Raw genomic sequence first — 20,553 nt, forward strand, 5'->3', positions numbered from 1 at the left:
CGCGATTGAAATTCACCATCACAGATGTGGCGCAAAAAGCCGGTGTGTCCAAGGCAACGATTTCCCGCTATTTGAATGGACGGTTTGAACATATGTCGGACGCCACCAAGGCACACATTGCTGCGGTGATTGCGGAGCTCAACTATACCCCCAGCCGCCAAGCCAGTTCGCTGAAAACCCACCGCAGTCATTTAATCGGTGTGGTGGTAGCCGATATTTCCAACATTTATTCGACTTTACTCATCAGTGGCATCAACAAAGTCACGCAGCAGTCGATGGATCAGATCCTGATCAATGACGCGGCCAATGACCTGAAACGCGAAGAAAAAGCGTTGAAAATGTTACTGAATATGAATGTTGACGGGATTATCATGCAGCCGTTAAGCGCCGTGGCCCATCATTATGACCTGATTCGTGACAGTCAGACGCCTATGGTTCTGGTTGACCGATTAACTCGACCGCTCGCATGGCCAACTGTCACTGCCGACGACTACCGCTCGACCACTAAACTGGCACAAGCCATCCGCAACAGTCATTACCGGGATATCCTGATCCTCATCAATCCGATCGCCCAAATTTCCACGCGTCAATCGCGTTACCAAGCCTTTTTGGACACGTTTAAAAATACGACGACCACAGTAACCTTATTGGAAACCGAAAACGATAGCGTCGCACCGCTGGCCACCTGGCTCGAAGCGCATCCCCAGTCGCATCCGCTGGTTTTTGCCGCAAACGGCCGGTTGTTAATGGCAACGCTGCGTTGGCTGCATGCAAAAGGCCTGCACATCCCTCAAGATATTGCCATCAGCGGCTATGATGACTGGGATTGGGCCGAGTTGGTCACGCCGGGCATCTCCGCGGTGTCGCAACACCCCGACGTCATCGGCACAACGGCAGCTCAATTACTGGCGCAACAAATCGCCGGTGAACCGGTTGCGGTCCAGCGTCTGGAAATTCCCGCGGATGTGCGCATTCGCTCATCCTTCTGATTCCGAAAATTGATCCCAAAGCAAATCGCTTCTAGAGATGAATAAAATCTCTAGGAGCGATTTTTGCGTTCTTAAGCCGTGCTACCTCGGCCGCACATTTTAATCAAAACAAAACGGGCGTTTTACTTGACCGTGATTGTAAGCGCTTGTATAGTAACGATGTGCTCTTTAAGGAAACCGGTTTCCCATTCGAATCAAGTTAACTTTTTGTTCGACGTAACACGCTTCCCCTTAGCGCAGAGGGGCGGCTCGCGCTCACTTTTAGGAGGTTGTAATCATGCCAGCACCAATCGTTGCCAATCTTTTATTGCTCGCTTCTGAATGGCAGGCAGGCCAATCACAGGCTGACCTCGTGTCAGAGTTGGTCAACTTAGGCTTTTCGACCATTGAAGTCAGACGGGAATATTTTCGCGATATTTCCCGGGAACTGCCGCAAGTGGCTGAACTTGCCAAGGATCACCAGCTGACGCTTTTCTACAGTGTTCCAGACGAAATTTTCGTTGCTGAGGGTCAGGTCAACCCAAAGCTTCAAGGTTACTTGGATGAGGCAAAAGCCATGGGCGTGACCAAGATCAAGTGGAACATTGGCGCTTTTGCCGAGTTTTCCGGTGATTTGGCCAGCGCCTTGCTTCCGCTGACCCAGCAAGGGATCGAAATCAATATTGAAAATGATCAAACCACCACAAGCGGTCGCCTGCAGCCGGTTTTGACGTTTCTTCAGGCGGTCGCGGCGGCGAATATTCCGATCGGCTATGTTTACGATTTAGGCAACTGGCCGTTCGTCGGCGAGGATCCGTTGAAGGCCGCGACCGCACTTCGGCAATATACGCGGTACATCCACGTGAAAGACGACCTAACCGGTGGCGAAAAGCCAGTCATCGTTCCGTTAGATCAAGGCGATCTGCCGTGGCGCGATATTTTGGCGATCTTGCCAGACACAGTGCCCATCGCCTTGGAATATCCGACCGCACATCACGGCATTATCTTGGAAGGCAAAAAACTGCTGCAAGATGAGCAAGCTAGGGGGTCACGTACATGAATAACCAACGTTTGCAAATTGATCCGGAACAATTCGCCTTGAATTTTATCAAGTCTTTGAATATTCAGATGTCACCGGAAAAAGTGGATATTGAGGCAGCCAGTAAAGAAGCTTTAGCTGCGTATTTGTCGGCATTTTATCTCGCTGAGCGATTTAACTCGACTGAGAACAAGTTCTTTGAGGATCCTGATCAAAGCGGCATCCGTTCTAGTTACCAACGCATTTTAAGCGAGTTGAACAAGTATTAAGGGGGCGCTTCACATGGGGAGTCTAATAACCGGTATTTTACTTGTTTTGACTTTCGTTTTATTCATTACGTTTGCGATGCGGGGTGGCAACTTGACGGTCGGGTTCTTCGTCATGGCGATTGTGTGGACCATCATCGGACTGATACCGCTCAACGTCGCGATTAAAGAAATTTTCACCGATCCCGTGCTGAATTACGGCAAAACCGCTTTGTATATCATTCTCGGTTCCTGGTTTGGCCGTGTGCTGGTGGATACCGGCATTGCCGGGTCGATCAGCCGGCGCACCCAAAGCGTCGGCAGCAAGGCACCGGTGATTGCCACCATTTTAATTGCCATTATCACCGCCTTGATCTTCTCAAGTGCCTATGGCGTGGGCTCGGCGATTGCAGTCGGAGTCATTCTTTTCCCGATTATGTTTTCAATGGGTGTCCCCAAAAATATTGCGGTCTCGATTTTCACGTTGTCGATCGGCGCCGCCATGTATATTAATCCAGTTTTGTTTAACCAATTCACCGTTTTCTTCAAAGGCGTTGTCTGGGGTGATCATTATCTGCGGTTCGGCTTTGTCGCCATGGCTGTTCAGATGCTGGTTGTCATCGCCATGATCCTTTTCTATGCCCGTAAAATCAGGAACGGCAAGCCTTTCGTTGTCGAGTCAGAGACACCGGAAACCAGCGTGCCACCTGACGTGAATCCGATCACGTATCTGTTGCCGGTGTTGCCCGTGGCCATGAGCATTTTCTTCAAATGGGATGCGATTCCGGCATTGTTGCTGGCCACGCTCCTGGCGTTTGCAATGACCGGCAATATGAAGTCTTACGTGCATTTTGTCCAGATGATGAACACCACGACCAAAACGGCCATTGGCGATATTGCCGGCTTGCTGATCATGTTGCTGGTCTTGACCATGTTTCAAAGCGCGGCAGTCCACACCATGGGCCAGTTCACCGCAGTTTTCAAACACATCATCCCTGATAGCCGCTTGTTGATGGTGTTCATCATGATCGTCATCGCACCACTGTCCTACTTCCGCGGCCCGTTGATGCTTTATGGAGCAGGCGCGGCAACTGCGGCGATTTTTACCGCCACCGGCTTATTCCCGCCTTACTTCTTATACGGGTTGCTCGTTGTCCCGACCATGATGGCGGTGTCGGCCGACATCACCCAGTCCTGGAATCTCTGGTCGGTTGAATATGCCAAGCTTGATACCAAAACGTTTCTGTTAACCGGATTGCCTTGGGCTTGGATTGCCACCATTTTGAATTTATTGGCGGCTTATGTGTTGTTGTAACACTTCACTATCACGCGTTTGCTACCCGAAAAATCGGGCTAGCTCGCGCACACATTAACGCGCTCGCCAGCGCAGAAGCCTGCGTGTAAGGACCTTGGTCGCAATGGCCTAAGCCCAGGCCATCACGCCCAAGGCCACTTACACTCCGGCTTCTAACCGCGCTGGCTCACGCTCACTTTCTAGGAGGAGATCATCAATGTCTGAATTTCTTACCATCGGGGAACCAATTGCACCTTTCGCTTCGCAGGATACGGATCAATCGCTTAAGGATGCCTTGAACTTCCGGAAGTATCTGGCAGGAGCCGAGGTCAATGTGGCTGTCGGGGTTTCACGTCTAGGTCACTCCGCGCAATATATCACGCGGCTAGGCGAAGATCCGTTTGGCGATTTCATCAAGGACCAGTTGCGTGAAAATCATGTCCAAACCGATTATATTGATAGTACGCCTGATTATTGGACCGCGTTCCAGCTTAAAAATAAGGTTTCAACCGGCGATCCGGATATTTTCTATTTCCGGCGGGGTTCTGCGGCTGCCCACTTCGATGCCAAAACGCTCGACCGCATTGATTTTTCTGAGGTGAAATTCGCCCATCTTTCCGGTATTTTCCCAGCAATTTCGGAACAGGCACTGGCTGCTTTTCGCCACTTGATTGACCTGCTGCACGAACACAATATTCGGACGACCTTCGACCCGAACTTGCGCCCGCAGTTATGGTCCAGCCCGCAAAAAATGGCGGCAACACTCAATGAGCTGGCAAAAGAAGCCGAGATTATTTTGCCCGGCGACAACGAAGGGGAACTTTTGGTAGGCTCGCGTGATCCGGAAACGATTGTTGATTTTTATCTTAATCAAAGCGAACGCACGCAAACGGTGGTCGTCAAAGTCGGTCCTAAAGGCGCGTATGTTAAAAATAAGGGTGAAGCAGGTTATTGGGTGAAAGGCTTTAAGGTGGCGCAGGTCGTTGATACGGTTGGTGCCGGTGACGGTTTTGCCTTGGGGCTGATTACCGCCTTGATGGAAGGCAAGTCCCAACGTGATGCAGTCGTCCGCGCAAACGCAATTGGCGCTTTTGCGGTTCAGGCGCCTGGCGATAATGATGGTTATCCGACACCTGAGCAACTACAAGCATTTTTGGACAAAAACCTGGCTGTGACAGGAGATGAGTTTTAATGAAATTACAGGTGGCCATTGATCGGGTACCACTAGCCTATGCGGTTGCATTAGCGCAACAATTGGATGGCAAAGTAGCGATTATCGAAATGGGCACCAGCCTGGTGAAGGATGAGGGGCTCGCCGGTTTTCGCGCAATGCGGGCGGCGATTCGTTCATCACAGTTGCTCATTGATCTAAAAACGATTGACGAGGGTGGTTACGAATTCAAACAAGGGTTTGCAGCTGGTGCCGACATTTTAACCGTGATGGGTGCTGCGTCACTGGCGACTTTACAAACAACAGCAGCGGCAACGGATGCAGCGAAGAAAGAAATGATGATCGACTTGATGGAGGTCGATGCGACCAAACAGCAAGCCATCAGCATTTTCCCAAATGCAATTTATGCACTGCACCACAGCACTGACCGCCAAGATCACCTGGACCCGACCGCAACGGTGGCCGATTTTCATGCCGCCTTTCCGCAACTCAAGCGACTGGCGATTGCCGGCGGGATTGATTTAGCAGGGGCGACGGGGCTGGCCGCACAAGGATTAACCGAAATCGCGATTGTCGGAAGCGCCATCACCAAGGCAGCCGATCCAGTCGCAACGGCACAACAATTTATGGAGGCAATCAACGCATGAAAGTCATTCCGGATATTATGACAGAAATCAACCAAGTCATGGCACTCGTCGATGAAGATCAATTAGACGCGGCCATGCCATACTTGACCAAGGACAAACGCATCTTCGTCATCGGCGCCGGTCGCAGCGGTTTTCAGGCAAAAGGCTTTGCCATGCGCCTCATGCACATTGGCTACACCGACTATGTGATGGGCGAAACCATTACCCCATCCATTCAAAAAGGCGATACCTGGGTGGCAGTTTCCGGCTCGGGCACCACAAAAAGCATCGTTGCCGATACTGAAGCAGCCAAGAAACTTGGCCTCAACATTGTGGCCTTTACCAGTGCGGTTGACTCGCCACTGGCCAAGCTCGCCGATGCGGTCGTGATCGTTCCCGGTGCAACCAAAACCGGCGCCGGCGTCAAATCAATCCAGCTGCTCTCGACTTTGTTCGACCAAACCGTCCACATCACCTTGGATGCCCTCACGTTGAAATTAGCTAACCGTGATGACACCAGTAATGCCGACGCTTTGCACGAACACGTTAATGTTGAATAAATCATGATTGTTCTAGATTTCAAGCTTTGTTTTTCCTAGCTTTCTAAAAAGTGCCCTTAAATTGCGCGGTTTGTTTGCCAATTTGAGGGTCTTTTTGGGCTTGTGAATCCCGCAATGGCAATTATGTATCCGTTTTCATTGCTTTTCTTACGGAACGTGCTAGAATTAAGCTTTGCTAAAGAGATTACGTATTTTTAAACAAAACTTTTGTAACTGGACAGCTGTTGTTCGATGATACTTGGTTTTCATGATCATGTGTCTTGGACGCGGCGACTGCCAGTTGAATTTTTTATCGTGCACATTAACGCGTTCCCCGGCGCAGAAGTCGGCTCACGTTCAGGAGGAATTTATTTATGAAGCGCAGGACGTTGTTTTCGATCATCGTCGTCACGCTAGTCGCAGGTTGTTTCACGCTTTTTTATGGCGTGCACAGCACCTGGACCGACACCCAATCAGCACACGCCGTTCAAGCGGCTACCAATCAAGTCGATACTTTATTCAAAGACTCATCGCATCAACTGCCTGCCGCGCAACTTAGTCAGGAAAAAATTGACGCTGCCGAAGCTAGTTTACAAGCAGCACGCCGCAAACTCACGGAGCCAGATCAGGCTAACCAGCTCGCCAGCGCCCAGGCGGACGTAGACGCCGCCAAGCAAATGTTAACTGTCAAAAACGCAGTGGCGCAAAAACCAACCAAATTGACTGAGTTGAAGACATTGACAAGCGAATCGCAGCAAGCGCTAGCCAAACTGGCCAAACAAAAGCCAACGTTCGTTCAGACTTATCAAAAACAGGTTGCCCAGCTGTCCGATCAAGAAGCGGCCGTGGCTAAAGTTGCCAGCTTATTTACTGACGCTGATTTTAAAGAACCCAAATCCGGCCTGAGTACCAGCGAGATTCAAGCCGCCTTGGCAGCACTCAAACATATTGATAACCAACAACTGACCGATCAGATGCTGCCGGCGATCGCCACCGCGCAGCAAGCGGCTTCGGATGACACTTCAAGTGCTGAAGCAAGTGTTTCGTCCTCGACTGTGCCAAGTTCCTCAGCAAGTGGCTCCGAGTCATCTACCACGAACAGTCAGTCAATATCTTCCGGTTCAAGTACCAGCAATGAATCTAATCAAAGCCAGCAGGAGTCCAGCAACTCATCGTCGGCAAGTTCTGCTAGTTCTTCGAGTTCGCAAGGTTAAAGTGTTCCAAAAGAAAGAGGCTACGCGTAAAATAGCGTGCGACCTCTTTCTTTTTGCTTTGCGTTTGGAATTGCTGAATCTCTTAAACTATTAAGCATAATGAAAGATAAGAAGAATACCCACAACAAACAAAACAACTTCGATAATTATGGAAAACCTAACAATCATATCAGCATCATGATTGTTTTTGTCTATCATAATCTTCTTTTGAAAGGATAGATCTCCTTTTATCAATTCATCTAAGGTTAGTCCCAATTCATCACTAATCATGATGAGCTGTTTTATGTTGGGATATTTGCGGCCAGATTCCCAGATTGCAACTTGAGTCACCGTCGTATGAACTGATTTCGCTAACTGATATCTGCTTAAGGCCATTGCTTCACGTTTTTGTTTAATTGAGTTCCCCAAAGACATATCATTTCCACCTTTCGCAGGTATGATTCGCATTATCTTCGGCATATGTTACCAAGATTTTGGTCAAAAAGCAGAGGACTATGCATTATGGCGATGTTTTTTGATCTCTGAAGCTATAACGCGTCTTTCTATGAACTACCTTAATTTAGTGAACTACATATGTATACCAGATGTGGTAATAGTGTACAGGTCCAAAAGTTTTCCAGTCAACACTTTTTTGAAACGTTTGTTATAGAATAACAGCGACAATCAAAAAATCTTTTCCGACATTTGGAAAAGATTTTAAGAATTCCGGTTCAAATGTACATACTTCATCGCCGCCATAAACTGATATATCAGATCTTTGAGCTTTGTCGTCTCAAGATCACTTAGGATATCTAGCTATGCCTGTTCACTTTAGGGGGAGGCTTTTTATAACTTCCAGTTTTAAGCAAAATTGTCCCAACTTTAGCGTCCTCTGGTAGGCCAACTCAATATGCATGGCTGTTTGTTGATTTTTCTGTCTTACGCCGCCAACGCACCCACCAGTTGCGTCAGATAATCAATAAAACTCAAGTAATCCGCAATCGCCACATTCTCATTCGGCCCGTGCGCTGCCGAGTTGGCATTGCCGATGCCGCAGAAATAATCGGGGCGTGATTGATGTCGTAAAAATACTTCATCGGACCGCTACCTGGCGAGTTTAATTCGACTTGAACCTCGTCATCCCCATAAGTCGCCTTGGCCAGCGCCACCGCTTCTTGCACGCGCGGGTCGTCCGGATCGGTTCGGAAAGGCGGTTCACCGAGAAAATCCGATACAATGACGTCATCATAACCGCCGGCTGTCAGTGCCGCTTTGATTAAGCGCACGGTCTCGGCTGGCGTTTGGTCCGGAACCAGCCGCAAATCGATTTTGGACAGTGCTGTATGCGGCAGAATCGTTTTGCCGATCCCCGGGCCTTCATACCCGCTCGAAAAACCGTTGATCGTCATACTCGGCCGATTATACAAAGCTTCTTTAATATCGTCAGCTGGCACGATCGCCGGACGTGTGATGCCATAGTTCTTGGCAAAAGCCGCATAATCAAAGACTGCACTGTCGATCAGTTGCTTTTGGGTGGTGGTCAAGGGTTTCACGGCATCGAGAAAATGGGGGATCGTGATCTCGTCTTTGGCATTCTTCAAGGTCGCCAGCGCCTGCACCAAGCGCCATGCCGGATTTTCGGTGATTGCACCTAAGCTGGAGTGAAGATCAAAATCAGCCGTCTTGACACTGAGCTGAAACGCCACGCCGCCTTTGACGCCGAGAGAAATCTGAAACTTGCCTTGCTCATTGCGGCCGCCGGATTCCCACAAACAAAAGTCCGCCGCCAACAAATCAGCATATTGCTTCAACAAGTCTTCCAAGTGCGGACTGCCTTGTTCTTCCCCACCTTCAACAAGAAACTTAATCGTACAAGGCAAGCCACCTTGCGCTTGTAACCGTTGGATGGCAGCCAACCGCGCGGCTAATTCGCCTTTGTCGTCATTAATCCCGCGAGCATACAGGTGGGTGTTCGTCATTTTTAATTGGAATGGATCACTTTTCCATAAATCTAAGGGTTCCGCTGGTTGGACGTCATAGTGATTATAGAAAAGTAACGTCGGCGCATCCGCGGATTGACCCTGGAAAACCGCGTAAACTGCTGGATTGGCTGCATTTGTGGTTAAAAGCCGACTAGTGGTCGCGCCAAATTTGGTAAATTGTTCCTTTAAAAAGGCACCTGTTTCGGCAATTTCATTGTCAGTTGCTAACGAAACCGAACGCAGCTGTAAATACTGAGATAAAAATGCTTGCATAGGAACTGTCATTTTCGAGCCTGCTTTCTTATAACCTTATTTGAAATACGCATAGCGATATTCGGCTGGTTGCAACATGCTGTAGTGCAAGCCGCCGACTTTGGTGTTGATCAGGCGACTATTGGCACTTTGAAAGACCGGAATGTAGCCCGCCACGTCAATCACGCGGGCATTAGCGGCAAGTTCTTGCTGATAGCGGGCGGTGGCGCTTTGACCAGTGGTGGTGTTGACTTTTTTCATCAACGCAGTGAACTGCTCATCGCTAAACTTCGAACAGTTCGAAATGTTGTCTGCCGTTGCCGTGTTCAGATAATCTGACGGATCCTGAATCGTTGAGTTCCAACTCATCAAGACCGCGTCAAACTTGCCGTCAAGCGATCGCTGGATCCGCGTCATTTTTGGCAGGCTGCTGACTGTGACCTTCAGCTGTGGCAGCACCTTGGTTAGCTGACTCTGGATGTATTCGCCGACTTGCTTGTCAGTATCGACATCGGAAGTGAGAATCGAAAAACTGATGCTATCGGTGTTGAGCTCCTTCAACGCCGTCTTAAGATATGCTTTGGCTTTGGTTGGCGAATATGTCAGCGGCGTCTTGGCATCTTCAGTAAAGTCTTTTCCGGTCGTCGGATTGGTTTTAAGGCCCTTAGGTACAAATGCCTTGGCCGGCTGGGAGCCATCCTGCAGAACTTTACTTGTGAGCGCCTGCCGATCGAGTGCGGCTGAAATGGCACGGCGCAAGTTGACGTTATTAAGCTGCGGATTCTTGGTATTGAGTTGCAGGTAGTTCATATTGGCAGCCGGTGTTTTCGTCAAGGCCGGGTTTTGCGCTTCTTTTTGAATCAAGTTGCCGGATAGCGGCGCATTATCTAGCTTGCCTGTCGCAAAAAGGTTATCGACCGTGCTGGAATCTTTCAAAACGTTGACGTGAACGTGATTGATCTTGACGGTTTTAGCTGCGTAGAAGTTCGGATCTTTCACATAGTCCCAGCTATCACTAGTGGTGCTGAAATTTTTAATTTTATACGCGCCGTTCGTCTCAATTTTGTCGGCGCTTGAACCGAATTTCTTGCCATAACGCTTGACCGCTGCTTCATTGGTCGGGTAATAACCGGTCATCTGACTGGAAAAATAGGGGGTTGGCTGACTGAGTTGGATTTTGAGCACATATTTGCTTGGGGCGGAAACGCCAAGGGTATCGGGTGACTTTTTACCGTCGACGATATCCTGATAATTGGCAATGGCATCATATTGGTACGCGAATTCGGTTTTGGTTTTCGGATCCACAATCCGCTTGAGTGAGTAAACAAAATCCTTGGCCGTTACCGGAGTGCCGTCACTCCATTTGACATCTTTGCGTAACGTAAGGGTGTAGGTTTTCCCATTGTCAGTTGGTTTCACAACCTTGGTGGCCATGGCCGGAATGATTTTGCCGGATTTGTCGTGGTCATACAACGGCGTCATGATTTGCTGCAGGATGGCGCCGCTGGTCGCATCAACTGCGTGGGCCGGATCAAGGGAACTGGCTTCGTTGCTGACGGCAACGTTTAGGGTACGTTGGTTGGTTGCTGCTTTGGTTGATTGGCCGCATGCGGCTAGAAGTAGGGTTAGGGTGATGCAGGTTAGTCCCAGGGAGTTATACTTTTTCATTTTGTGCCACCTCGTGGAAGTATTTTGGGTTGGCGCGCTTGGCGTTGGAGGGGGGAGTTCTCCGATGCTGTTGCACGCCATAACGCGCTCGCAGTCGCAGAAATCTACGTGTAAGGACCTTGAAGCCCAAATGGCCAAAGCCCAGCCATTTGGGCTTCAAGGCCACTTACACTCCGGCTCCTAAGCGCGCCAGTTCACGCTCAGCGTTCCATAACGCGCTCGCCAGCCCAGAAACCTGCGTGTAAGGACCTTGAAGCCTAAATGGCCAAAGCCCAGCCATTTAGGCTTCAAGGCCACTTACACTCCGGTTTCTAACCGGGCTGGCTCGCGCTCACACAAAAAAACCGTCCATAACAAACATTCTTGTTAAGGACGGTTTCCCGCGGTGCCACCTTAGTTTGATCATGAGACTGCGCCTAGGGTTTTTGCCCTTGGCAGTTGATGATCACGCTTAGCCCGGGGCCAACACCCCGGCGACAACTGACGTATGCCAACACGTTTCCCCGTACTCGATGATCTTTCGGGGGAACCCTCAGTGGTCCATTTACTGACTTGCGTTCGGCCGGGCTCTCAGCAACGCCGGCTCTCTGTGCGTGCACCATCAGCTTGATCTCCACTTCAAAGGTTTACATGAACGGTTTATTTGATTGACACCAACGTTAACCGACTGCTCGGTTATTTGTCAAGCATCTCGTCATTAAATAACCAAACAGGCAAAAATAATCTTAATCGGCGCTCATTGTTGCTGTTATCGTCACCGCGGCGTCTTTTCGGTTTGGCAGGGGTTGCATTCATTTAGTAAACCCCTTATATTACGAATATATTAATGTGTAACAAAAAAGATTCAATTCGTGACCTGTTTGCAATGGTCCTGTTAAGTCCAGCCCGTACCATTAGGTTATTGGAGGTGGGATCAATGAAACAGAAACATATTTTCCAAATCCTGGTCGGCACCTTGATCGCTGGGTACCTGACCGTTTTCTACGGGATGCGGAGCACGATCGATACCTCATTTGCGCAACACGCGGTTCAAGCGGCAACGCAACAAACCAATCAACTATACACATCCGCAAAGCGAACTTTCCCAGCTAAACATTTGTCTAGAGCCTCGGTAACTTCAACTCAGGAAAAGTTGAAGCAACTGGCCAACAATGTTGATGATCGCAAGCAAAAGAAAACGATTCTGAAAGATAAACAAGACGCTGATGCAGCCAGTTACATGTTAACGATTGAAGAAACCACGAAGGCTCAGAGCAGCAATCTGGCTCAACTTGCCGAAGATGGTTTGCAGGCCAATAAGGCTTATAAGGCCATTGCGTCGACTAAGCCTGAATTTGCCGCTGATTACCAACAATCAGTCAGCCAACTTTACAGAAAGTCGCTGGCAATTTCCCAGATTCAGAAACTCTATAAGGATCAAAACCTGCAGCATCCCAAGTCCGATCTCAGCAGCAGTGTCGATTTAGCCGTTAACGCTGTTGAAAATGTCGAGAACCAGGACTTTGCCAAAAATGTTTTACCACTGGTCCAAGTTGCCCGTAAGTCACAGGAAAGCAGCGACTCAAACGTTGCGATGGGTAACACGACATCAAGCGGTCAAAGCACGCAAAAGCAAGACGCGACTGCCAACAGTTCAGAACCGGCTAGTGGCGTTGGCAAAAAGGATAACTCATCTAGTCAGGCACCGACCAGCAGCGCCAGTCAGTCAAATCAGACCAGTCAGTCCTCCTCCACTGCGACAAGTAGCAGTTCTTCAAGCAAGTCAGACAATCAGACGCAACCGTCATCTGACCCGACTGCTTCAAGTAGTTTAGAGCCAATGACAACGGTTCTCAGTGGCGGCCTTTACAAGACTTACGATGACGCTGTTGCAGCCATCAAAGTTCAAGGCAAGTCCGTTGATGATATGACGGTGAAATCCGTGACGATGAGTGATGGTTCTTATCAGTGGACATGGGGCCCAACTGGTGACAGTGGAAGCAGCAGCAACAAAACAAAGCTCTTCCTCAAGCACCAGCAGCTCTGCACCGACCACAGGTTCTGACGATGCTCAATCATCTAGCCAAGACAATTAACTTTGATGCAATCTACTAAAAAACTCACTCACATCCGCAGTCATTAACGGGTTTGAGTGGGTTTTTTAATTTTAAGCGCTAATCATATCTTACTAAGTTCTTTTTAGATCACTCTCAAGCCCGAGCTTCTGCCCGAACCGGATCGACCAAAGCCTGACGATGCAAGCCATTCCGAGCACGCAGCGCGTACAAAATGGTCACCGTATCAACGACTTCCTGCAGCATCGCGCCAATAATCGTCGGGATAACCCCGAAACTGGCGATGACCATCAACCCGGTACAAATCGCAATCCCGATGAGCACGGACTGTTTGGCGATCACCATAGTTTCCTTGGCAATCAAGGTTGCCGCAGCGACCTTAGCCAAATCGTCACGTAACACAACGGCATCGGCTGATTCACTGGCCGCCGTTGCGCCGTGTGCCCCCATGGCAATCCCAACATCGGCAATCGCCAATGAAGGCGCATCGTTAACACCATCGCCAACCATGACAACTGGCCGGCCATTTTTTGGCAACTTGTCCAAAACTTCAATTTTTTGTTGTGGCAACTGTTCTGCATAAACCTGGTCGATACCGACTTCTTCAGCAACTTTATCAGCAATCGACTGCTGGTCACCGGAAATCATGATCAAGTTAGCATCATTCAGTTCGTGCAGCTTGGACATCGTTTCTTTTGCTTCTGGCCGAATCTGATCGGAGAAGGTAATGGCACCGGCATATTTACCGTCAACGTTGACATAAACCGCCGTCGTATTGATGGTATCCGTTGTCCCGGCAAACTCTGCTTTACCGACTTTAACCTTATGACCATCAACCGTCGCATTGACCCCGAAACTGGTAGCTTCGGAAACATCGGTCGCTGGCAGACGATCCGCAACCGGCACAGCATCGGTCAGGGACCGGGCCAAAATGTGGGTTGACTGGCCTTCTGCACTAGCCGCCAAGTTCAACAATTCATCTTGTGAGAAACCTGCTTGTGGCAAGATCGCCGCCACTTTTAAAATACCGCGCGTCACCGTACCGGTTTTATCAAACGCAAACGTCCGAGCATCGCTTAGCTTTTCAAGTGTGGTACCTGACTTGACGATAATCCCGTTACGACTGTTGCGGCTCATGCCGGAAACCATCGCAATCGGTGCCGCCAAAATCAGCGGACATGGGGAAGCAACAACGAGCACTTGGGCAAACCGAACCGGATCGCCTGACAAGTACCAACCCAGACCGGCAATCACATAAGCAATCAAAGTGAACGGTACCGCATAGCGATCGGCCATCCGGACAAAATGCGCCGGCCGTGCTTCTGATTCCTTAACTAATTTGATAATCCCTTGATACTGACTATCTTCGGCACGCTGGGTAACTTTAACGGTTAACGCAGCATCACCGTTAATTGTCCCGGACATGATATCAGTACCTGCGTTTTTGGCAACTGGTTTAGACTCACCGGTTAAACTGGCTTCATCGACCAAACTCTCGCCTGCCAAAACCGTACCATCGACTGGAACAACTTCCCGCGGCTTAACCAAAATCGTTTCACCGACTTGGACCGCATCAACATCAACGTCTTCAACGTGACCATCAACCATGCGATGAGCCGTTGTCGGTGCATTTTCCAACAACTGTTTCAATTCGCTGCTGGCTTTTGTCGCAGCAAAATCTTCCAACGCATCGCCACCGGTTAACATGAGCAACACAATCATCGATGCCCAGTACTGACCGACTGCCAACGTTGCGACGACCGCCGTAATGGCTAATAAGTCCACCCCAAAGTTACCGGAACGAATTGTTTTCACCATGCCCCCGAACATAATCAAGGCGATAATCGACCCCATCACCGTGATTAGCCCCTGAGCAATCAATGGCTGTTTTAATACGAACGCAAAGACCAGCGCAACGGCACTTACAGCGAGCACCATCATTAACTGCCAGTTCTTCTTCATTGTTGCCACTCCCTTTTCCTAAGTGCCTTAATTATAACCATTACAATCTGAAAAAGCAATCCTTTTTAGAACGAATATAATCTGGCTTGGAAAATGTTTTTCACGCAACGCCCAATTCAGCTTGGGCTAACTTACTGGGAAAGATCCCGTTAACACCGCGCCCTTTTGCCGCTTTAACGGTAATGATGTACCCGGTTTATTTTTTTGCATCCCTAATATTTACCCTCCATTATACGCCTTTGCAGGTAAAAGATTCGCGGATTGAAGCTTATTTGTGCGTCAATTTCACATGGGATTGGGAATGGTTCGAAAGAATCCGCTGCCAAGATGGTCTCTGAATCTTATACGTGATACTTCTGCTTTAACGCGCTCCCCGGCTCACGCTCACACGAAAAAAAGATTCCCACCGGTTTCCCGATGAGAATCTTTGTCATGACTTGTGTTGCTAGGCAAACAGATCCGAATTAGTCAATCGTGATCTGATGGTTGCCTTCCTGATCACCTGTCAACTTAGGCAGATCAATCGTCAAGACACCATCAGTGACTTTAGCGCTGATCTTGCCCTCATCAACATTTGGCAACCGATAGCTGCGGCTCATCCGACCATAGCTGCGTTCAGACATCAGCATGTTGCCTTCGTTGTCTGAATGATCGGCTTGCTCTTCATGCTTAACCGCAACACTCAGAATGCCATGATCGTAACTCAGATTAATGTTTGGCTTCTCGATACCGGGAACATCTACCTTCACAACATATGACTTGTCATTTTCCTGAATGTCCGTTTTCAGCAGGCGACTGCTATCACCGCCACGACTCGGCGTGAAGCTGTCAAAAATATGCCGCCCTAAATCATTGAAGAATGGATCATCCAACCAATCATTGCGCCGCATAAGATCATTAGCCATCATCGAAAACTTCCTTTCTTAGTAAAGGTGAGCGTGAGCAGGGGCGCTGAGAAATCGGAGTGTAAGTGGCTTCAGACGTAAATGGCTGAACTTTGGCCATTTACGTCTGAAGTCCTTACACGGAGATTTCTGCGACTGCGAACGCGTTATGGACATTGACGTCATTACTGTTCCCTTAGAACACCTAAAGTATAACACAAAAATTAGCTCTCGTCATGTCCGAGTGCTAATTTTGCTCTTCTAACTTTTTGTCAACTCACAGTTTCTGTCCCCGAAACTGGCAATAGCGATCCGCTATTTAGCAAATCTTGCCGCCCAGGGATTTCATTTCTTCACGCCGCTTGTCATCGGATTGCGGTTTTGCCGTCACGTGGTTCAGTGTCACCGCGCCGTCTAAAATGCCGCTATCATCGCGCAAAGCTAACGAAGCATTCTTGAAATCAAGCGTTAGCCCGCTGCCGAAATAATCTGTCTCCGGATCGCCGGTCGTTAAGTTAAAACCGGCGTCGTTTTCTAGCGGCAGTGCATAATCCTGATCGTCCGTATCCGTCACGACAATTTGGTACTTATTGCCAATGGCACAGGAACCGCCTAATTTGGAATACTTACTCGAACCATCATCCAATGCCAGGAACAAATGTTGATCCTTGGCAACATGGTTGTTCAAATAAGTCACCGCAGCTGGTTTGATCGTGATCTTCATGTTGGACCATCCTTTCAAATACATTGTGCACAACTTATTTACCATCTTTATGGTATCCAGGTTGTCCCCAGAAGTCAAATTCCGAGTTTTTCGCAATCAACAACAGGTTGTCCACACGGGTTATCCACATGTGCGTAACTTGACACCCAAAATATAGTATGAAGAACTGGAATTGACACCAAATAGACGATTCGAAAAATTCAAGTAAAAAATTTTCCGAAAGCAGTCATCCACAGTTTTTAATCGTTCGATTTCACAAACTTCAGCGCACCAATCCCGCTCCCACGGCTGGGAACAAACGTTTTGTCACAAGCCAAAAAAGTTTATCCACAAGTTATCCCCAGATCGGTGGCCAACTTAATCACACCCGAAAATCTTAGTTATGAACAGTATCCACAGAGTTATCCACAGGTCAATGAGCACTTTTACCAAAAAGTTACCCACTCTTGACAAAACTTTTTCTTGAACTTTTCCACAGGTTATTCGCTAAACTTTCGTTAAAATTTTGGGAAACCGCTTCCGACTAACTACGCGATTGAATCGAAAAAATTCCCGATCAAGAACCGAACATTCTCGATCGGGGATCTTCTAATTTAATTCTTTAAATCGCTGGTCGTCTGAGTCAGTTTAAATGAAACGGTTTGTTGCTGACCTTCGCGATACACAGTGAGCTTAATCGTATCGCCAACCTTGTGCTTATACAGTTGTGTGTGTAACTCAGCTGTGTTGGTAACATTGACACCATCCAGTGCGGTAATGACATCATACTTCTTCATCCCCGCCGTCTTGGCGCTGCTGCCACTGGTAAAGCCGGCAACCACGACGCCACCGGTGATGCTAGATGGCAATTTCAGGACTGACTTTTGCTGTGTGGCAGAAACGGTGGATAAGTCGCGAACCTCAACGCCAAGCGCTGGCCGAACGACTTTGCCGTTTTGTACAAGCTGGTTGATGATCGAAACCACTTCGTCACTTGGAATTGCGAAGCCCATGCCTTCGATTGTGGCACTGTCAGAACTGCTGCTGGAACTGCCGGATAGCTTCATCGAGTTAATCCCGACGACCTGCCCGGCTAAGTTAATCAGCGGGCCACCGGAATTTCCTGGGTTAATCGCGGCATCAGTCTGAATAACCGTTGCCTGGCCAGTTGTATTGCCGTTGCTGTCCGTGACATCAATCGTTCGGCTCTTGGCACTGACAATCCCCTGGGTCACGCTGGTCGCGTATTGTGAACCCAGCGGCGAGCCAATCGCTAAGACAGTCTGCGCAGCTGCAATCTTACTTGAATCGCCAAAACTTGCGACGGTGGTGACCTTGCTGCCATCAATTGTCAGAACTGCTAAATCAGAGGTCGAATCGGTTCCGACTAAGCTAGCCGTCAACTTGGTGCCATCGCTTAAAATGACTTCAAGTTTATCCGAACCGCTAACCACGTGATTATTCGTGACAATATAGGCTTTGCCGTCTTTCTTTTGGTAAATCACACCAGAACCTTCGCTGGCTTCTTCAAGGCTTGAAGAGCTGTTACTCGAACTGCTGCTACTTTGTTGGTTACCTTGACCAAAAATACCTTCAAGGCCGCCAAAAGTGTCAAGGCCATCGCTGTTACTTTCGGCTTTTTGCATATTCACAACGGAAACAACGGCACCTTTGACTTTAGCAAAAGCCTGCTCCGATGCACTGCTTTGGTTGACTGAGACATTAGAGATTTTTGTCGTCCCAGCCTTGCCGGAAGTATCGGTCACGCCAAGACTGGCATTGTGGTTCATCGCCCAGTAGGCGGTCCCGCCACCAACACCGCCACCGATCAAAGCAGCAACCACCGCCACAATCGCAATCAGTTTCCAGCCGCTATTCTTCGGCTTCTTCGACCCCCGTTGCGGTTGCTGATCTTGTGGTGTCTCTTGAAAATTATGACTTCCATTATCCATAACTTGATCCTCCTTGTGGGCAATTCTAACTCACCCTGTTTACAATCATTATTGTAAGTGGCAATTTTGACAAAATTATGAACAACATAGGGCTTTTTTTAATGAGCGTGAGCCGGCGCGCTTAGAAACCGGAGTGTAAGTGGCCTCGGGCGTGATGGCCCGAACTTAGGCCATTGCGACCGACGTCCTTACACGCAGGTTTCTGCGCCGGCGAACGCGTTATGGCACACATAACACACGTCAAAAAGAAAAAAAGCGGCCAACCCGCAATCTTTTTATGCACAAGTCGTCTGCTTTTTCCTACCAACTGCTATCCGAAACAGTGCACCAATCATCTCACACAACAAACAATGGATCGGCAATGGCCGGATCAGTATCATAAAGATGAAAATCGTGATCGACCGCGAGCCCTTGTTGTGCCAATAACGAGGCAACGGTTAAATGAGCCAGCGGTTTATTATTATTATGCGGCGATAGATGCCCAAGATAAATCCGCTTGGTGCGCAAGCCAATCACATCCATCAGCGCATCGGCACCGTCCTCATTGGACAAATGCCCTTGATCGCTCAAAATTCGTTGCTTCAACGGCCATGGATAGGGACCGGTCCGCAACATTTCAAGGTCATGATTGCACTCCATCACATAAGCATCGGCATTACGAATTGTCCCGGCTACTCGATCCGACACATAACCGGTGTCAGTCAGGATCGTGAAGGTTTTGCCATCATGATGAAATTGATAAAACTGTGGCGCTGCAGCATCATGCGAAACGCCAAAGCTTTCAACATCCAGATCGCCTAAAGTCAGCGTTGCGCCCATATCAAAAAGCCGCAACTGATCTTCTGGAATCTTACCGACACTTTTTGGTAGCGCCGCAAACGTCTTGGCATTGGCGTACACACTAATTTGCGGATAACGTCGCGCCAAAACGCCGACACCGCGCACATGATCGCTATGTTCGTGCGTGATGAAAACACTGTCCACATCGGTCAGATCCCGCCCGATGCTTTGCATGAGCTTTTCAATTTTCTTACCGGACAAGCCGGCATCAACCAACACCTTGTGACCAGGCGTTTCAATATAGGTTGCGTTACCGGAACTGCTGCTGGCAAGGACACTGACACGCATCCCAAAATCTTCGCCCGCGATCAACATCTCCCAACTTTACCATTCGGCCGACTGTCCATTTTGGCAACCAGCCGTTATCGCTTTACATTCTAACACTAATTGTCACTGCGATTCTTCATAACCGTTCGCGTAATCGCATTGACACGTTTAACCGTCACATTTCCGGTTGCCCGATTTTTAACGCCAATGTACCAGGCGGGCACATAAACCGTGCTGCCTTTTGCGTCAAGTAGGTAACTATAGGCTAATTTAGTCGAAACAATCGCCGAATTGTTTGGAATGTCATTGTCCCGATACAGGGCAATCACGGCGTCCTGCTCACTCATTAAATTCAAGCGATCCCGTAACACGCTCAACTTGGACAGGTAGGTCTGTGTGTAGCTTACCAGGCGATTATCGTTAACATGTAAAGTGACCGCTGCACGCCGATCATAAATTAACCCGGCTTTAGGATGCTGAGCAAAGACGATTCGCTCATCGTTAGAAAGCGCCGGCGCATATTCGTACTCTTTGCCGTGATAGACGTTGTTTTTAACAAACGTGGCCAGCTGCTGTTGTTCCTGGTTTTTCTTCAAGGTAATCGGTTCATCCAAGCTTGCCTGCAGCTCTTGATAGTCACCTTCGCTAATCGTCACCTGCTGCTTCACAAGCAGACTCCGCGCCGCTGACAAGGCGGTGTTAGCTTGGCTGGCAAGGTAATCGCCTTGAGGTGTCTTTTTGCTCAAATGCGGCAACTTAATCTGATCGCGGGTAATGTCAGTAATCGTCGCCAGATCGACTTGCTGCACCTGAAAATAGCTGATGCCCAGAAAAATATTCAAGCCAACGAAGACAACCAGAAAGATCCATTCAATTCGTCGAAAATCCACAGTACTCGCCTCCTAAGCTGAGCG

General features: G+C 48.8%; 16 protein-coding genes and 2 pseudogenes. 9 read left to right on the top strand and 9 right to left on the bottom strand.

Annotated elements, in window-relative coordinates; translation table 11 throughout:
- Positions 1 to 5: 5 nt before the first annotated feature.
- The 8 genes from LBCZ_RS13105 to LBCZ_RS13140 all read left to right on the top strand — a co-directional run bounded on the left by LBCZ_RS13105 (position 6) and on the right by LBCZ_RS13140 (position 7,096).
- Entirely contained in the window at positions 6 to 989 is a 984-nt protein-coding gene (locus LBCZ_RS13105) for a LacI family DNA-binding transcriptional regulator (protein ID WP_025013400.1), read from the top strand.
- Between the two features lie 277 nt (positions 990 to 1,266).
- Positions 1,267 to 2,028, top strand: coding sequence for a sugar phosphate isomerase/epimerase family protein (locus tag LBCZ_RS13110; RefSeq protein WP_025013399.1), 762 nt, complete (start codon positions 1,267 to 1,269; stop codon positions 2,026 to 2,028).
- A complete protein-coding gene (locus tag LBCZ_RS13115; RefSeq protein WP_025013398.1) occupies positions 2,025 to 2,276 on the top strand; it encodes a hypothetical protein in 252 nt (83 codons plus the stop codon). Before LBCZ_RS13110 ends, LBCZ_RS13115 begins: the two co-directional genes overlap by 4 nt.
- A 13-nt stretch (positions 2,277 to 2,289) precedes the next feature.
- Positions 2,290 to 3,567 (top strand): hypothetical protein, encoded by a 1,278-nt coding sequence (locus tag LBCZ_RS13120; protein ID WP_039639859.1) that lies wholly within the window; start codon positions 2,290 to 2,292, stop codon positions 3,565 to 3,567.
- Positions 3,568 to 3,763: 196 nt separating this feature from the next.
- Positions 3,764 to 4,738, top strand: a complete 975-nt coding sequence (locus tag LBCZ_RS13125) for a sugar kinase (RefSeq protein WP_025013397.1) — start codon at positions 3,764 to 3,766, stop codon at positions 4,736 to 4,738.
- The gene (locus LBCZ_RS13130; protein WP_025013396.1) at positions 4,738 to 5,364 is read left to right on the top strand and encodes an orotidine 5'-phosphate decarboxylase / HUMPS family protein; all 627 of its coding nucleotides are present in this window, start codon (positions 4,738 to 4,740) and stop codon (positions 5,362 to 5,364) included. Before LBCZ_RS13125 ends, LBCZ_RS13130 begins: the two co-directional genes overlap by 1 nt.
- Positions 5,361 to 5,903 (top strand): 6-phospho-3-hexuloisomerase, encoded by a 543-nt coding sequence (hxlB, locus tag LBCZ_RS13135; protein ID WP_025013395.1) that lies wholly within the window; start codon positions 5,361 to 5,363, stop codon positions 5,901 to 5,903. The genes LBCZ_RS13130 and hxlB overlap by 4 nt, the downstream gene beginning before the upstream one ends.
- A 353-nt stretch (positions 5,904 to 6,256) precedes the next feature.
- Positions 6,257 to 7,096 carry a hypothetical protein gene (locus LBCZ_RS13140; RefSeq protein ID WP_025013394.1) on the top strand — a complete coding sequence of 280 codons (840 nt, stop codon included), beginning with the start codon at positions 6,257 to 6,259 and terminating at the stop codon, positions 7,094 to 7,096.
- A 90-nt stretch (positions 7,097 to 7,186) separates the two neighbouring features.
- Here LBCZ_RS13140 and LBCZ_RS13145 read toward each other — a convergent pair whose 3' ends face one another.
- The 3 genes and pseudogenes from LBCZ_RS13145 to LBCZ_RS13155 form a co-directional block, all read right to left on the bottom strand.
- Positions 7,187 to 7,510: a helix-turn-helix domain-containing protein gene (locus LBCZ_RS13145; RefSeq protein ID WP_025013393.1), complete on the bottom strand. Its 324-nt coding sequence runs from the start codon at positions 7,508 to 7,510 to the stop codon at positions 7,187 to 7,189.
- A 504-nt stretch (positions 7,511 to 8,014) separates the two neighbouring features.
- A pseudogene (locus tag LBCZ_RS13150) lies at positions 8,015 to 9,342 on the bottom strand (M20 family metallopeptidase).
- A gap of 24 nt (positions 9,343 to 9,366) precedes the next feature.
- A complete protein-coding gene (locus tag LBCZ_RS13155; RefSeq protein ID WP_025013392.1) occupies positions 9,367 to 10,977 on the bottom strand; it encodes a peptide ABC transporter substrate-binding protein in 1,611 nt (536 codons plus the stop codon).
- A 916-nt stretch (positions 10,978 to 11,893) separates the two neighbouring features.
- Between LBCZ_RS13155 and LBCZ_RS13160 the strand changes: the two are divergent.
- Positions 11,894 to 13,052 (top strand): annotated as a pseudogene (locus LBCZ_RS13160) (FliK family flagellar hook-length control protein).
- Between the two features lie 114 nt (positions 13,053 to 13,166).
- Here the strand turns inward: LBCZ_RS13160 and LBCZ_RS13165 are convergent.
- The 6 genes from LBCZ_RS13165 to LBCZ_RS13190 all read right to left on the bottom strand — a co-directional run bounded on the left by LBCZ_RS13165 (position 13,167) and on the right by LBCZ_RS13190 (position 20,529).
- On the bottom strand, positions 13,167 to 14,993 hold the full coding sequence (locus LBCZ_RS13165; RefSeq protein WP_010490529.1) for a heavy metal translocating P-type ATPase: 1,827 nt from the start codon (positions 14,991 to 14,993) through the stop codon (positions 13,167 to 13,169).
- Between the two features lie 464 nt (positions 14,994 to 15,457).
- Positions 15,458 to 15,898, bottom strand: coding sequence for an Hsp20/alpha crystallin family protein (locus tag LBCZ_RS13170; protein ID WP_039640062.1), 441 nt, complete (start codon positions 15,896 to 15,898; stop codon positions 15,458 to 15,460).
- Positions 15,899 to 16,196: 298 nt separating this feature from the next.
- Positions 16,197 to 16,601: an iron-sulfur cluster biosynthesis family protein gene (locus tag LBCZ_RS13175; protein ID WP_010490526.1), complete on the bottom strand. Its 405-nt coding sequence runs from the start codon at positions 16,599 to 16,601 to the stop codon at positions 16,197 to 16,199.
- Positions 16,602 to 17,194: 593 nt separating this feature from the next.
- Positions 17,195 to 18,532, bottom strand: coding sequence for a S1C family serine protease (locus tag LBCZ_RS13180; RefSeq protein ID WP_025013142.1), 1,338 nt, complete (start codon positions 18,530 to 18,532; stop codon positions 17,195 to 17,197).
- Between the two features lie 336 nt (positions 18,533 to 18,868).
- On the bottom strand, positions 18,869 to 19,687 hold the full coding sequence (locus LBCZ_RS13185) for an MBL fold metallo-hydrolase (protein WP_039639856.1): 819 nt from the start codon (positions 19,685 to 19,687) through the stop codon (positions 18,869 to 18,871).
- Positions 19,688 to 19,755: 68 nt separating this feature from the next.
- The gene (locus LBCZ_RS13190; protein WP_025013143.1) at positions 19,756 to 20,529 is read right to left on the bottom strand and encodes a two-component system regulatory protein YycI; all 774 of its coding nucleotides are present in this window, start codon (positions 20,527 to 20,529) and stop codon (positions 19,756 to 19,758) included.
- Positions 20,530 to 20,553 lie beyond the last annotated feature (24 nt).

Origin of the sequence: Lacticaseibacillus casei DSM 20011 = JCM 1134 = ATCC 393, assembly GCF_000829055.1 — a bacterium.
In the GTDB taxonomy this organism is placed as follows: Bacteria; Bacillota; Bacilli; order Lactobacillales; family Lactobacillaceae; genus Lacticaseibacillus; species Lacticaseibacillus casei.

Excerpts from the sequence above, each read along its gene's own strand:
- LBCZ_RS13145 (WP_025013393.1), bottom strand. The coding sequence starts at position 7,510 with ATGTCTTTGGGGAACTCAATTAAACAAAAACGTGAAGCAATGGCCTTA.
- LBCZ_RS13175 (WP_010490526.1), bottom strand. The coding sequence starts at position 16,601 with ATGAAGATCACGATCAAACCAGCTGCGGTGACTTATTTGAACAACCAT.
- LBCZ_RS13130 (WP_025013396.1), top strand. The coding sequence starts at position 4,738 with ATGAAATTACAGGTGGCCATTGATCGGGTACCACTAGCCTATGCGGTT.
- LBCZ_RS13170 (WP_039640062.1), bottom strand. The coding sequence starts at position 15,898 with ATGGCTAATGATCTTATGCGGCGCAATGATTGGTTGGATGATCCATTC.
- LBCZ_RS13115 (WP_025013398.1), top strand. The coding sequence starts at position 2,025 with ATGAATAACCAACGTTTGCAAATTGATCCGGAACAATTCGCCTTGAAT.
- LBCZ_RS13140 (WP_025013394.1), top strand. The coding sequence starts at position 6,257 with ATGAAGCGCAGGACGTTGTTTTCGATCATCGTCGTCACGCTAGTCGCA.
- LBCZ_RS13180 (WP_025013142.1), bottom strand. The coding sequence starts at position 18,532 with ATGGATAATGGAAGTCATAATTTTCAAGAGACACCACAAGATCAGCAA.
- LBCZ_RS13120 (WP_039639859.1), top strand. The coding sequence starts at position 2,290 with ATGGGGAGTCTAATAACCGGTATTTTACTTGTTTTGACTTTCGTTTTA.
- LBCZ_RS13155 (WP_025013392.1), bottom strand. The coding sequence starts at position 10,977 with ATGAAAAAGTATAACTCCCTGGGACTAACCTGCATCACCCTAACCCTA.
- LBCZ_RS13165 (WP_010490529.1), bottom strand. The coding sequence starts at position 14,993 with ATGAAGAAGAACTGGCAGTTAATGATGGTGCTCGCTGTAAGTGCCGTT.
- LBCZ_RS13185 (WP_039639856.1), bottom strand. The coding sequence starts at position 19,687 with ATGTTGATCGCGGGCGAAGATTTTGGGATGCGTGTCAGTGTCCTTGCC.
- hxlB (WP_025013395.1), top strand. The coding sequence starts at position 5,361 with ATGAAAGTCATTCCGGATATTATGACAGAAATCAACCAAGTCATGGCA.
- LBCZ_RS13110 (WP_025013399.1), top strand. The coding sequence starts at position 1,267 with ATGCCAGCACCAATCGTTGCCAATCTTTTATTGCTCGCTTCTGAATGG.
- LBCZ_RS13125 (WP_025013397.1), top strand. The coding sequence starts at position 3,764 with ATGTCTGAATTTCTTACCATCGGGGAACCAATTGCACCTTTCGCTTCG.